Source organism: Hydrogenophaga sp. (assembly GCF_051007235.1).
GTDB lineage: Bacteria > Pseudomonadota > Gammaproteobacteria > Burkholderiales > Burkholderiaceae_C > Hydrogenophaga.
The window spans coordinates 1-13381 of the sequence record NZ_JBPCSJ010000136.1 but is presented as its reverse complement, the minus strand read 5'-3'; the positions used below and the strand labels follow the sequence as shown (position 1 = coordinate 13381).

The following is a 13381-nucleotide window of genomic DNA, read 5'->3' as shown; positions in this document are numbered from 1 at the left end:
CGTGGAAACACGCACCAGCTCACCGCTGCGCATCACCCGCGGGGGCGACTTCCAGAGCCTGAACACCCGCGGACTGTTCCCGGCCGGCGAAGGGGCGGGCTACGCGGGCGGCATCCTATCGGCGGGAGTGGACGGCATCAAGGTGGCCGAAGCGGTGGCACGCGACCTGCTGGGCCTGGCCAGCGACGCGACCGGCCAGCAGGCCGCGCCGGAGCTGCGCTGACAGCGTGCGCGAGGGCGGATCGCTGGCCAGACGTGCGATAGCGCACACCCGGCCGCGGCGGCACGAAGTTTTACATTTGCTGCACCGTGGCTTGACAGTGGGCCCGCATGCTCAAGGCTCCTCAACACCGGAGCTTTCCATGAAAACCCCGAAGACCCTTGCCCTCCTGCCCGTGATGACCGGCCTGCTCGCCCTGGCCGGCACGGGCCTCGCACAGGCCCAGGACGAACAGGGCCGCGTCATCAGCAGCACCCCGGTGGTGCAACAGGTGGCGGTGCCGCGCCAGGTGTGCAGCGACCAGACCGTCACCGTGCCCGGCCAGAAGTCCGGCGCCGGCGCGCTGATCGGCGGCATCGCCGGCGGGGCCATGGGCAACGCCATCGGCAACGGCAGCGGCCGTGCGCTGGCCACCGTGATTGGCCTCATGGGCGGTGCGATCGTGGGCGACCGCATCGAAGGCGGCAGCCAGCCCCACACCAAGACCGTGCAGCAGTGCGGCACGCAGAATGTCTACGAAAACCGTACCGTGGCCTACGACGTCGTCTACGAATACGCCGGCCGCCAGTACCGCACGCAGATGCCGCAGGACCCCGGCCGCTTCGTGCGCCTGAGCGTCACGCCGGTGGAAGCCGCACCGCCCCCGCCGGTGCAGGTCGTGCCGCAACCCCGCGTGGAATACGTGCCCACCGCACCGGTGGTCACGCGCATCCAGGTCGGCACCACCTGGGTGCCGGCGCCGCGCGTGGTCTACATCAACGACCGTTACCCGAGCCCGCGCTGGGAGCACCGTCATGAGCGCCGAGAAGACCGTCGTGATGACCGCCACGAACGGCGTGATGACCGCTGGGACAACCGCGACGGCGAGCGCTGGATCCGCCACTGATCACGCCCCCTGAAATGAAAGAAGCGCCCCGCGGGGCGCTTCTTTCTTGGGGTCTTCGCTGGTACCGACTATCCGGAGCGCGTGTCTGCGTCCAGGATGCGGCGGAACCGGCTCCGCCGGGCCGCACGCATCGCCCCCTGGGGGGTGACGCGCCGTCTAGGCGCGGCGCGGGGGGGTCACAGTTTCTGGAGGGCCGCAATGCGGTCCTCCATGGGCGGGTGGGTCGAGAACAGCTTGCCCAGGCCACCGGCAATGCCCATGGCGGCCATGGTCTTGGGCAGTTCGCCCGGGGTCAGGCCACCCAGGCGGGCCAGGGCGTTGATCATGGGCTGCTTGCGGCCCATCAGCTGCGCAGCACCGGCGTCGGCGCGGAATTCGCGCTGGCGGCTGAACCAGGCCACGATGATGGCGGCCACGAAGCCCAGCAGGATGTCCAGCACGATGGTGGTGATGTAGTAGCCCATGCCGGGGCCGCTGTTCTCGCTGTCGCCCTTGCGCAGGAAGCTGTCCACCGCGTAACCGACCACACGGCTGAGGAACACGACGAAGGTGTTCATCACGCCCTGCACCAGGGTCATGGTGACCATGTCACCGTTGGCCACGTGGGCCACCTCGTGGCCGATCACGGCCTCGACTTCTTCGCGGGTCATGCTTTGCAGCAGGCCGGTGGACACCGCCACCAGGGCGCTGTTCTTGAAGGCGCCGGTGGCGAACGCGTTGGGCGCACCGTCGTAAATGGCGACCTCGGGCATGCCGATGCCGGCCTTGTCGGCGAACTTGCGCACCGTGTCCACGATCCAGGCCTCGTCGGCGTTGCGCGGCTGGGTGATGACCTGCGCGCCGGTGCTCATCTTGGCCATGGTCTTGCTCATCAGCAGCGAGATGATGGCGCCGCCAAAACCCATGACCAGCGAGAAGCCGGCCAGCGCGGTCATGTTCAGGCCGTTGGCCGTGAGGAAGCGGTCCACACCGAGCAGGCGTGTGGTGACCAGCAGCACCGCCATCACGGCGACGTTGGTCAGCACGAACAAAAGAATGCGTTTCATGGGATCTCCTGTGAGGTGAAAGTGCCTGGCGGGCGGTGCGCGTTCACGCGATGCATGCGCACCGCTGGTGCCGTCGAGACACGCAGACCCCGCCATGGTAACGGGAACAATATGCCCCTGTCTTTCGAAAAAACAAGAGCATTTCTGCCGCCAGATCAGACCTGGGGTAGCAGGTAACGGCGTTCCCAGGCGCTGATCTCGTTCAGGTAGTGGTCGTGCTCCAGCGCCTTGACGGCCAGGTAGCCGCGCACAAAGCGCTCGCCCAGCAGGTGCGGCGCGTGGACACTCGCCGCCATTTGGGCGTGGGCGGCGTCAAAAGTTCGCGGCAGGCCGCGCGCCTGCGCGTAGCCATTGCCCACCACCGGCTCGGTCGGGGCGATCTTCTCTTGCATCCCCGCCAGCCCGGCGGCCAGCGTGGCGGCCATGGCCAGGTAGGGGTTGGCGTCAGCGCCGGCCAGGCGGTTTTCCACCCGGCGAGCAGCCGGGCCGCTGACCGGCACGCGCAGGCCGGCGGTGCGGTTGTCGTACCCCCACTGCACATTGGTCGGCGCCTGGCTGCCGGCCACGTAGCGACGGTAGCTGTTGACCGTGGGGGCGTAGACCAGCATCAGGTCCGGCGTGTAGGCCTGCAGGCCGCCGATGTAGTGGGCAAAGGCCTCGCTGGCCGAACCATCGGCGTTGCTGAACACGTTGCGGCCCTGCGCGTCGACAACGCTCTGGTGCAGGTGCATGGAGCTGCCGGCCTGGCCCGCGATGGGCTTGGCCATGAAGACGGCGTTGAGACCGTGCTGCAGCGCGATCTCGCGCGCCGCGCTTTTGAACAGGAACGCCTGGTCGGCCACCGCGACCGGGTCGCCGTGCAGCAGGTTGATTTCGTACTGGTTCTCGCCGACCTCGTGCAGCCAGGTGTCGGCGCGGATGCCCAGGCCGTCGATGGCGGCGTGGAAGGCGTCCCAGAACGGCGCCAGCTCATTGAGCGCATTCAGGCTGAAGGCCGACTGACCGACCTCGGGCCGGCCGCCCTGGCCGGTGGGCGAGGCCAGCGGCAACGCCGGGTCGGTCATGGCAGCGGTCAGGTAGAACTCGATCTCGGGCGCGACGACCGGCGTCAGCCCGGCCGCGGCGTAGCGCGCCACCACGTTCTTCAGTACCGAGCGCGGCGCGAACTCGCACAGGCTGCCGTCCATTTCATAGGCGTCGTGCACCGCCAGGTAACGCGGCACGCTGGCCCAGGGCGAGCGCTTGAGCGTGGCCAGGTCGGGCACCAGGCGCACGTCGGGGTCGCTGTCAGGGAACACCGGGTCGTAGCTGTATTCGCCGGTCACGCACTGCATGGGGATGGCCTGGCAGATGCGCAGCTCGGTGCCGCCGGCAAAGCTCGCGGCGGGCATCAGCTTGCCGCGCGGGTAGCCGGTGACGTCGGCAAACAGGCATTCCACGTCGCGCACGCCGGTCTCGCGGAAGTGGGCGGCCAGGGCGATGCGATCGGTCTCGCGGTTGAGGTCCAGGTGGGCCCAGGAGGGCGAGACGGTGGCGGTCATGTCGTGGGGGCAGTGGAGGATCGGATGGGCCGGAACACGCTGACGTCGCCATAGAAGGCCGGGTCTTCGTTGGCCGGCCACCACCCCGGCACCCCGAGCACGGGCAGCGGGGTGAAGGGTTTGGTAGACAGCTCGGCGGCGGTCAGGCGCGCCGCTAGCCAGCGGTCCCAGGCGGCCAGGTCGTCACCGAGTTCGGGCGGCACCGGTGACCGGTACACATGCCCAGTGATGGACTTGTAGGGCGTCACCAGCTTCTCGGTCAGCGCGTGGCCGAACAGTACCAGCCGGGTCTGCGCCCACAGGGGCCGCAGGTCCACGAAGAGCCGGGTCCACTCGCGCGCGAGCAGCGCGTCCCAGAGCGCATCGGGCGCCTGCAGCAGCACGGCGTTTTCGTCGAACAGGGTGATCGCATCGCGCACCGGCCCGCGCACCTGGCCCACGCCCGCCTGGGCGATCTGTGCCGCCTGTAGGCGGTTGAGCAGGCGCTTGGTGGCCGGGAAGCGCGCCCACACCAGGCCGTTGAAGAAGTCGTGCAGGCCCTCGCGCGTGGGCACGGTGCCGGTGTCGAAGATGAACTGCTCGTAGGCCGTGCCTTCGGGCAACTCGGCCTGCGGCACGAAGCGCAGGCCTTTTGCACCGATGCGGGACGTCAGCGCCTGCGGCAGCGGCACGCCCGCCTCGCAGGCGGCGCGCACCGCCGCCCCGTCAGCGGCAAAGGGCCAAAACCAGGGCTGAGACCAGTCGGGCGAGGGCCAGCCGATGCCGGCGTTGCCGACGGCGCACATGCCGGCTCAGGCGACCAGCTGCCAGGGCAGCGCTTCGCCCGAGCGCAGCGGCTTGAGCTCGGCCTCGCCGAAGGCGAAGCTTTCCGGCGGCGTCCAGCTCTGCTTGCGCAGGGTGATGGTGCCTGCGTTGCGCGGCAGGCCGTAGAAGGCCGGGCCGTTGAAGCTGGCGAAGGCTTCTAGCTTGTCCAGCGCGCCCGCGGCCTCGAAGGCTTCGGCGTACATCTCGATGGCGGCGTGGGCGGTGTAGCAGCCGGCGCAGCCGGTGGCGTGTTCCTTCAGGTGCGCCGGGTGCGGCGCGCTGTCGGTGCCCAGGAAGAACTTGGCATTGCCGCCCGTGGCCGCGGCCACCAGGGCCTGGCGGTGGGTTTCGCGCTTCAAGACCGGCAGGCAGTAGTAATGCGGACGGATGCCGCCGGTGAAGATGGCGTTGCGGTTGTAGAGCAGGTGGTGGGCGGTGATGGTCGCGCCCAGGTTGTCACCCGCCTCGGCCACGTACTGCGCGGCTTCCTTGGTGGTGATGTGCTCCATCACGATCTTCAGGCCTGGGAAGTCCTTGCGCAGGGGTTCGAGCTGCTGCTCGATGAACACCGCCTCGCGGTCGAACAGGTCGATGTCGGGGCTGGTGACTTCGCCGTGCACCAGCAGCAGCACGCCGGCCTTCTGCATGGCTTCGAGCGTCTTGTAGGTCTTGCGGATGTCGGTCACGCCCGCGTCGCTGTTGGTGGTGGCGCCAGCCGGGTAGAGCTTGCAGGCGACCACGCCGGCGTCCCTGGCCCGAGCAATCTCGTCGGCCGGCAGGTTGTCGGTCAGGTACAGCGTCATCAGCGGCTCGAAGCTCATGCCAGCGGGCACGGCGGCGCGGATGCGGTCCGCGTAGGCCACCGCCTGGGCCGCGGTGGTCACCGGCGGCTTGAGGTTGGGCATGATGATCGCGCGGCCGAACTGGGCGGCGGTGTGCGGGACGACGGTGTTCAGGGCCGCGCCGTCGCGCACGTGCAGGTGCCAGTCGTCGGGGCGGGTGATCGTGAGCGAGGTGGTCAGGGGGGTGGGGGCGTGGGCGGTCATGTCGCCATTTTCCCACCCCCGGCGGCGCTACTTGGCCAGGTGCGTCTGCAGATCGTTCCAGAACGCGTCCAGCGAGCCCTTGGCCTTGCGGGTGCCGGGGCGCTCGCGGTAGATGCGGATGTCCAGCGTGGTCTCCAGCCCGGCGCCCGCGCTCACCAGGCGTTTGCTGCGCAGTTCGCGCCGCACCGCGCTGGCGGGCAGGAAGGCAATGCCATGGCCTACGAGCGCCATGGCCTTGAGGCCTTCGGACATGTCGGTTTCGTAGATGCGGTCCAGGTGCACCGGGGTGGCGCTGGCCTTGAGCACCTGTTCCACCGCGCGCCCCATGTAGGCGCCGGGCGCGTAGCCCAGGTAGGGCAGCGGGTGGGCCTGGGTACCGGGCAGGCGGAACAATGGTTCGCCCTGGTCGTTGGGTTTGACGTAGGGCGAGAGCACCTCTTGCCCCAGCGGCAGCATTTCGTAGCGCGCGGCGTCCAGCTGGATGGGCTGTGAGCTGTGGTGGTAGGCGATCAGCAGGTCGCAGCTGCCTTCGACCAGGCGCATCACCGCGTCGTGCACGTTCAGCGCGATCAGCCGGCTCTTGATCGGGCCGCAGCTCTCGCGCAGGCTCGACAGCCAGGCGGGGAAAAAGGTGAACGCCAGGGTGTGCGGCAGGGCGAACTCGATCACGTCCTGCGCCGCGGCGGTGTGGGCGCGCAGCATGGCACGGGTGCTCTGCAGGGCGTGCAGCATGTCCAGCGACTGTTCGTACAGCACCTGGCCAGCGGCGGTCAGCCGCGTGGGGTAGGACGAGCGGTCCACCAGATCGGTGCCGGCCCAGGCTTCGAGCGACTGGATGCGGCGCGAGAACGCGGGTTGCGTGACGTGGCGCAGCTGCGCGGAGCGGCTGAAGCTGCGCGTCTCGGCCAGGCTCACGAAATCTTCCAGCCACTTGGTTTCCATGGCGGCGCATTATGCGCGCCGTGCATGAGCGCCGCCTGGCTGCTCCGAAGGCGCTCGGCCCCGCAGTGCGAAGCAGGGAGGGTTGTTCCAATACCGAACACACCCCTGCTTTTCCGGGGTTTGGCCGATAACCGCTTCCGTTACGATAACGAGGAACTAGGGTTAACCCTAATACCATCGCACCATGACCCAGAACCCACCCAGCGTCTTCCCGTCCCGCATCGCCCACGCAGGGCTGCGCCAGAAACTCATGTCGGCCGACGCGGCCGCCGCCCTCATCCACCACGGTGACCACGTCGGCATGAGCGGCTTCACCGGCGCGGGGTACCCCAAGCTGGTGCCGCTGGCCCTGGCCCAGCGCATCCAGCAGCAGCACGACGCCGGGCACGCATTCCGCATCGGCCTGTGGACCGGCGCCTCGACCGCGCCCGAGCTCGACGGCGCGCTGGCCAAGGTGGGCGGCATGGACATGCGACTGCCCTACCAGTCCGACCCGACCTGCCGCGCCCGCATCAACGCCGGCGACCTGGCCTACACCGACATCCACCTCTCGCACGTGGCGCAGTACGTGTGGTTCGGCTTCCTCGGCAAGCTCAATGTCGCGGTGATTGAAGTGGCGGGCATCCTGGAGGATGGTCGCCTGATCCCGGCCACCTCGGTCGGCAACAACAAGACCTGGCTGGACCAGGCCGACAAGGTGATCCTGGAGGTCAACCACGGCCACCCGCTGGCGCTGGAGGGCATGCACGACATCTACTACGGCACCGAACGCCCGCCGCACCGCAAGCCGATCCCGATGACCGACGCTGGCGACCGCATCGGCACGCCTTATCTGCACTGCGACCCGGCCAAGGTGATCGCGGTGGTGGAAACGAACCTGCCCGACCGCGACACGAAGTTCAGCGCGCCCGACGAAGCCTCGCGCCGCATCGCAGGCCACCTGATGGACTTCTTCCAGAACGAGGTGAAGCAGGGCCGCCTGCCCGAAGACCTGCTGCCGCTGCAGTCGGGCGTGGGCAATATCGCCAACGCGGTGCTGGAAAGCCTGAACGACGGCCCCTTCACCGGCCTGCAGGGCTACACCGAGGTGCTGCAGGACGGCATGCTGGCCCTGCTCAAGAGCGGCAAGATGCGCATGGCCTCGTCCACCGCCATATCGCTCTCCAGCGAAGTGATGAAAGAGTTCAACGCCAACCTGGACTTCTACCGTGAGCGCATCGTGCTGCGCCCACAGGAGATCAGCAACCACCCCGAGGTGATCCGCCGCCTGGGCCTGATCGCCATGAACGGCATGATCGAGGCCGACCTGTACGGCAACGTGAACTCGACCCACGTGATGGGCACGCGCATCATGAACGGCATCGGCGGCTCGGGCGACTTCGCGCGCAACGCCTACATCTCCATCTTCATGACGCCGTCCACCGCCAAGGGCGGCAGCATCAGCTGCATCGTGCCCATGGTCAGCCACGTGGACCACACCGAACACGACGTGCAGATCATCGTCACCGAACAGGGCTTGGCCGACCTGCGCGGCCTCTCACCGCGCCAGCGCTCGCGCCTGATCATCGAGCGCTGCGCCCACCCCGACTTCAAGCCCGCGCTGCTGGACTACGTGGAACGCAGCGAGGCCAACGCCAAGGCCGGCCATGCGGGTATGCACACCCCCCACCTGCTGGAAGAAGCACTGAGCTGGCACGCCCGGTACGAGAAGACCGGGAAGATGCGGCCGGGCTGAGCTTTTCTTCTTTCCTGGCTTTTGTGGGCCGGGTCTCGCCCCGGCGGGCGCCTCACTTTCTTTTGCTTCGCCAAAAGAAAGTAAGCAAAGAAAAGGCGAGCCGAAGTCCGGGCCGCTACGCGGTTCCTTGCGCTGCTCGGTGCGCGGGGGAAATTCGCAAACTAGTCCGCTGCGCGGCCGTCGGACACGCGAATTTCTGATCCCCGCGCCCCTGCGCTGCTTAGCCCGGCCTTGACGGCAACAGGCGGGAGCGGATGCGGGAACGGGCTCCCCTGCGAAACAACCTGTATTCGCTCTCTATCCAACTTGCGAGAACGTCTGTATGAAGTTGGCTCAGTCGGTCCCCGACTGCTGCAAAGCCCACATCCCGGCATAGACGCCGCCACGCGCCACCAGCTCCGCGTGCGTCCCCCGCTCCACGATCACGCCATGCTCCAGCACCAGGATCTCGTGCGCATCCACAACCGTGGACAACCGGTGCGCGATCACCAGTGAGGTCTTGTTCCGCGCCGCGCTCTTGAGCTCCGCCTGGATCGCCCGCTCGTTCGCCGAATCCAGCGCCGACGTCGCCTCGTCAAAAATCACGATCGGCGGGTTCTTCAGCAGCGTGCGCGCAATGGCCACCCGCTGCTTCTCGCCCCCCGAAAGCTTGAGCCCGCGTTCACCCACCGTGGTGGCGTACCCCATCGGCAGTTTCTCGATGAAACCGTGGATGTGCGCCGCCTTGGCCGCCGCCACCGCCGCCTCGTGCCCTGCATCGGGCCGGCCGTACAGGATGTTGTATTCGATGCTGTCGTTGAACAGCACCGTGTCCTGCGGCACGATGCCGATGGCCTGCCGCACGCTGGACTGCGTGACCTGCCGGATGTCCTGTCCGTTGATGAGGATGCGCCCGAAGTCAGCGCTGGGCCGCCCCAAGCTGGCTTCAGCCCCCTCGGGGGGCAGCGGACCACGCGAAGCGGGGGAGCGTGGGGGCGCATGGTTCGTGATGTCGTAGAACCGGTAGAGCAGCCGCGCCAGCGTGGACTTGCCCGAGCCCGACGGCCCGACCACCGCCACCGTCTGCCCGGCCGGGATCTCGAAGCTGATGCCGTGCAGGATCTCGCGCGCCGGCTCGTAGGCAAAGCGCACGTTCTCGAAGCGAATGGACGGCGGCCCGTCCAGCACCAGGGGCACCGCGTCCGGCGCGTCGGCCACCTCGCGTTCCTTCTCCAGCAGCACGAACATCTTGTCCAGGTCGGTCAGGCTCTGCTTGATCTCGCGGTAGAGCACGCCCAGGAAACCGAGCGGGATGTAGAGCTGGATCATGAAGGCGTTGACCATCACCAGGTCGCCCAGCGTCATGCGGCCATCGGCCACCCCCTGGGTGGCGCGCCAGAGCATCAGCACCAGCGCCACCGCGATCACCAGCTGCTGCCCGGCGTTGAGCATCGACAGCGTGGTCTGGCTCTTGATGCGGGCGCGGCGCAGCTTCTCCAGCGCCACGTCGTAACGGCGGGCCTCGAAGGCCTCGTTGTTGAAGTACTTGACGGTCTCGTAGTTGAGCAACGAGTCGATGGCCTTGGTCTGGCTGCTGGACTCCAGCTCGTTCATCTCGCGGCGGAACTTGGTGCGCCACTCGGTCACCGTGACGGTGAAGGTGACGTACAGCACCAGCGCCACCAGCGTGATCCAGACATAGCCCATGTCGAACTTCGTGCCCAGCAGCGTGAGCACCAGCACCACCTCGATCAGCGTGGGGAAGATGCTGTAGAGCGAGTACGAAATGAGCGACTGCACGCCGCGCGTACCGCGTTCGATGTCGCGTGTCATGCCGCCGGTCTGGCGCTCCAGATGGAAGCGCAGGGACAACGCGTGCAGGTGGCCGAACACCTGCAGCGCGATCGAGCGCGTGGCCCCTTCGGTGGCTTTGGCGAACACCAGCTCGCGCAGTTCGGTGAACACGGTGTTGGACAGGCGCAGCGCGCCGTACGCCACGATCAGTCCCAGCGGCACCACCAGCAGGGCCTGCGCACTGCCGGGCGCAATCGTCATCGCGTCCACCAGCTGCTTGAGGAGCAGGGGCACACCCACGTTGGCCACCTTGGCCGCCACCATGAAGCCCAGCGCGACCATCACGCGCCACTTGTACTGCCACAGGTAGGGGAACAGTCGGGAGAGCGTGGCCCAGTCGGACCGTTGGGAAGGGGGTGAACCGTCCGCCGCCACAGGGGCGGACAGCGTGGGCGAGGCGCGGCGCATGGGGGACAATCGAAGCAACGTATGAGAGAGATTGTGCCCATGTCCGACGAAACCCACCCCCGCCCCCACACCGCACTGCCCGAAGGTCGGGAACTGGTGCTCAAGGTCATCCCCATGCCGGCCGACACCAACGGCAACGGCGACATTTTTGGCGGCTGGGTGATGGCACAGGTCGACCTGGCCGGCGCCGTGCTGCCCGCGCGCTATGTGCAGGGGCGGTTTGCCACCGTCGCGGTCAACCAGTTCATCTTCAAGCAGCCGGTGCGGGTGGGCGACATCCTCAGCTTCTTCGCCCACGTCACCCGCGTGGGCAACACGTCCATCACGGTGCAGGTCGAGGTGTTCGCCGAGCGCTTCAAGGCCCAGGGCCAGTACGTGAAGGTGACCGAGGCCAGCCTGACCTACGTCGCCATCGACGAGCAGGGCCGGCCCATGCAGATTCCCAAAGACGGGCTGAACCTGCCGGCCTGAACCTCAGCCGCGCTTCCAGCGCGAGCGCCAGGCGCTGTAGATGCGGTCGGCCAGTGCTTCGCTGCCGGCCTGGTGCAGGGCCGTGGCTTCGCGCATGGCGGCCGGGCTCTGCACGGTGTGCGGGTGCGCCGCCTGGGCCGGCGGGTAGGCCGCGCCGGGCTGGGCCAGCCAGTCTTCGATCTTGCGCGGCGTGATCTCGATGTGGAACTGCATCGCCAGGTGCGGACCGACGGCAAACGCCTGGTGCGGGCAGGCGGCCGACGCGGCCAGCAGCTCCGCGTTGGGCGGCAGCTGCACAAAGCTGTCGTGGTGCCACTGGTAGACCACCGCCTGGTCCGCATCACCCAGCCATTCGCGCGCCGCGCGACCACGGCCCACCTGCAGCGGCAGCCAGCCGATCTCGGGCTGCGCCAGCGTCTGCACCCGGCCGCCGAAGGCGCGCGCCATGAGCTGCCCGCCCAGGCAGTGGCCGATGACCGGGATGCCCAGAGCGTCGGCTTCGCGGATCAGTGCCTCGGCCTGGCGCAGGCTGGGGCGGTCGTCGTTGGCGCTCCAGGCGCCGCCCAGCACCGCCAGCCCGCGGTAACCGCGCACCGATGCCGGGTAGGCGTCACCCGCCTCGGTGCACCGCACGTCCCAGCGCACACCCTGCGCGTCGAGCCAGCGGCCCAGGTGGCCGGGACCGTCGTCGGTCAGGTGCTGCAACACCAGCACGTCGGTGGAGGATGGGGCCTTGGGGGTCATGGCGGCGATGATGCCAGCGGCCCCGCTGCCATCGGGTCCAATCGGCGACGGTGCGCGCGGACCGCTTGGCCGTTCGCGCAGCGGACCTCACCCCCACCAGCCCACGCGGGGTGCCTCCAGCGCCTGCGCCAGTTCGCTGGCGTCCACCTCGATCTCCAGGCGCAGCAGCGCCCCGGCCATGGACTTGCCCAGGTTGTCCAGCCGCAGGTTGCGCGCGCCGCCGCCCTGCAGCGCGCCCTTGAGCACGAACTTCAGCGCCAGGATGTTGGGCAGCGGCCAGGCATCCACCTCACCCGGCAGCCAGGGCGCGAAGTGCTGCCGCACCCGCTCGGCGGTCACCTCGCGTTCGAGGATGGCGTAACCCGCCGCGTTCCAGGCGAACAGGCCGAAGTCGACCCAGTCGGCCTTGTCGCCGCTGCGCGCGTGGGCAATGCGGACAAGCGGAATGCGCACCGTGCTCATGCGTCGACTCCCAGCAACTCGACCTGCACACCGCCTTCCACCTCGGCGCGCGGGATCAGCGTCGGCCAGATGCCCAGCAATTCGCTGGTGTTGTGCAGCCCGGTGAAGCCGCAGGTGTAGGCCGGGCCGCTCAGGCCGATCCAGGGGAACAGGCGGCCAAAGCCGTCGGCCGCGGCCTTCGCGTTCGTGCGCAGCACCATGCGCGTCCAGATTTCGTTCATGTCGTTCAGCTGCTGTAACGGCGGCAGCGGCGCCAGCGGGCCGTGCGCCGAATTCAGGCCGGGGTATTCGATGTACAGCTCCTCGTGCGGCACCCGCCGCTCGGCCAGCTGGGTGCGGATGGTGGCGACGGCTGCCTGCGCCTTGTCCCAGGCGTCGGGCCAGGAAAAGCCCCAGGTCACCTCGGCCTTGAAGCCGTCGCGAAAGCCCGCCACCACCTTGAGCTGATCGCCCGGTGCCGTGCCGCGCGCGCCGGTCAGCCGCACGCGGTCGAGGCCCTCGTCGTGCAGGTGGATGCCGCCCATGTCCAGCACCACGTCGGGCGAGTGGTAGGCGTGCGGGTTGTGCACTTCATAGAGCAGCTGCTGGCGCACGGTGTCGAAGTTCACCCGCCCGCCAGTGCCCGGCACCTTGGTGATGAGCGCCGTGCCGTCTTCCCACACCTCGGCGATGGGAAAACCGATGTGGGCCAGGTCCGGGATGGCTTTCCACGCGCCCTGGCTGCCGAAATTGCCGCCGCTGCCTTGACCCGAACACTCCAGCAGGTGGCCCACGGTCAGGCCCTGGGCCAGCCGGTCCAGCCCCGCCGCGTCGGTGGCGTTCAGGTCCCAGCCCAGGTGGTGCGCGATGGGGCCAAGGAACAGCGCCGCGTCGGCCACCCGGCCGGTGATCACGATCTCCGCACCCAGGTCCAGCGCGCGCACGATGGGCGCCGCGCCCAGGTAAGCGTTGCCGAACACCAGCCGATCGCGCACCGCGGCCACCGGCTCGCCGGTGAACAGGTGGGCCAGCGCCGCATCGGGCAGGGTCGGGTCTTGCAACCGCGGCAGCACGTCGTCGCCGCTGACCACCGCGATGCGCGGGTGCCAGCCCTTGGCCGCAAGCGCGGCACGCACCGCCTGCGCCGCGCCCTGCGGGTTCAGCCCGCCGGCGTTGCAGACGAAGCGCACGCCGCGCGCCTGCATCAGCGGCCACAGGCGCAGCAGCACGGGCACCACGTCGCGCGCGTAGCCCAGAGTAGGGT

12 protein-coding genes and 1 pseudogene are annotated in these 13381 nt (G+C 68.7%); 4 read left to right on the top strand and 9 right to left on the bottom strand.

All coding sequences use genetic code 11. The features are described from left to right. Nucleotides 1-223, top strand: a pseudogene (locus ACR2JA_RS05200) (FAD-dependent oxidoreductase); the annotation flags it as partial. Between the two features lie 139 nt (nucleotides 224-362). Further along, nucleotides 363-1106, top strand: coding sequence for a glycine zipper 2TM domain-containing protein (locus ACR2JA_RS05195; protein WP_434008048.1), 744 nt, complete (start codon nucleotides 363-365; stop codon nucleotides 1104-1106). Between the two features lie 176 nt (nucleotides 1107-1282). Here ACR2JA_RS05195 and htpX read toward each other — a convergent pair whose 3' ends face one another. The 5 genes from htpX to ACR2JA_RS05170 all read right to left on the bottom strand — a co-directional run bounded on the left by htpX (nucleotide 1283) and on the right by ACR2JA_RS05170 (nucleotide 6485). Next, the gene (gene htpX, locus ACR2JA_RS05190; protein ID WP_434008047.1) at nucleotides 1283-2152 is read right to left on the bottom strand and encodes a protease HtpX; all 870 of its coding nucleotides are present in this window, start codon (nucleotides 2150-2152) and stop codon (nucleotides 1283-1285) included. Between the two features lie 155 nt (nucleotides 2153-2307). Beyond that, nucleotides 2308-3693, bottom strand: a complete 1386-nt coding sequence (locus ACR2JA_RS05185; protein ID WP_434008046.1) for a glutamine synthetase family protein — start codon at nucleotides 3691-3693, stop codon at nucleotides 2308-2310. Continuing rightward, nucleotides 3690-4478 (bottom strand): DUF3025 domain-containing protein, encoded by a 789-nt coding sequence (locus ACR2JA_RS05180; RefSeq protein ID WP_434008045.1) that lies wholly within the window; start codon nucleotides 4476-4478, stop codon nucleotides 3690-3692. Before ACR2JA_RS05180 ends, ACR2JA_RS05185 begins: the two co-directional genes overlap by 4 nt. 6 nt (nucleotides 4479-4484) lie before the next feature. Next, nucleotides 4485-5543, bottom strand: coding sequence for a dihydroorotase (gene pyrC, locus ACR2JA_RS05175; protein WP_434008044.1), 1059 nt, complete (start codon nucleotides 5541-5543; stop codon nucleotides 4485-4487). Between the two features lie 27 nt (nucleotides 5544-5570). Then, complete coding sequence (locus ACR2JA_RS05170; protein ID WP_434008043.1) at nucleotides 5571-6485, bottom strand: LysR substrate-binding domain-containing protein; 915 nt, start codon at nucleotides 6483-6485, stop codon at nucleotides 5571-5573. A 184-nt stretch (nucleotides 6486-6669) separates the two neighbouring features. On the opposite strand from ACR2JA_RS05170, the gene ACR2JA_RS05165 reads away from it, so the two are divergent. Further along, nucleotides 6670-8220, top strand: a complete 1551-nt coding sequence (locus ACR2JA_RS05165; protein ID WP_434008042.1) for an acetyl-CoA hydrolase/transferase family protein — start codon at nucleotides 6670-6672, stop codon at nucleotides 8218-8220. Between the two features lie 333 nt (nucleotides 8221-8553). Here ACR2JA_RS05165 and ACR2JA_RS05160 read toward each other — a convergent pair whose 3' ends face one another. Next, nucleotides 8554-10461 carry an ABCB family ABC transporter ATP-binding protein/permease gene (locus tag ACR2JA_RS05160; protein ID WP_434008041.1) on the bottom strand — a complete coding sequence of 636 codons (1908 nt, stop codon included), beginning with the start codon at nucleotides 10459-10461 and terminating at the stop codon, nucleotides 8554-8556. A gap of 39 nt (nucleotides 10462-10500) precedes the next feature. On the opposite strand from ACR2JA_RS05160, the gene ACR2JA_RS05155 reads away from it, so the two are divergent. Beyond that, complete coding sequence (locus ACR2JA_RS05155; protein WP_434008040.1) at nucleotides 10501-10932, top strand: acyl-CoA thioesterase; 432 nt, start codon at nucleotides 10501-10503, stop codon at nucleotides 10930-10932. A gap of 3 nt (nucleotides 10933-10935) precedes the next feature. Here ACR2JA_RS05155 and ACR2JA_RS05150 read toward each other — a convergent pair whose 3' ends face one another. The 3 genes from ACR2JA_RS05150 to ACR2JA_RS05140 form a co-directional block, all read right to left on the bottom strand. Then, entirely contained in the window at nucleotides 10936-11676 is a 741-nt protein-coding gene (locus ACR2JA_RS05150) for a type 1 glutamine amidotransferase (RefSeq protein ID WP_434008039.1), read from the bottom strand. A gap of 87 nt (nucleotides 11677-11763) precedes the next feature. Next, nucleotides 11764-12138, bottom strand: a complete 375-nt coding sequence (locus tag ACR2JA_RS05145; RefSeq protein WP_434008038.1) for an AtuA-related protein — start codon at nucleotides 12136-12138, stop codon at nucleotides 11764-11766. After that, a partial coding sequence (locus tag ACR2JA_RS05140; RefSeq protein WP_434008037.1) for an acyclic terpene utilization AtuA family protein occupies nucleotides 12135-13381 on the bottom strand: 1247 nt, incomplete at its 5' end. The genes ACR2JA_RS05145 and ACR2JA_RS05140, both read right to left, overlap by 4 nt.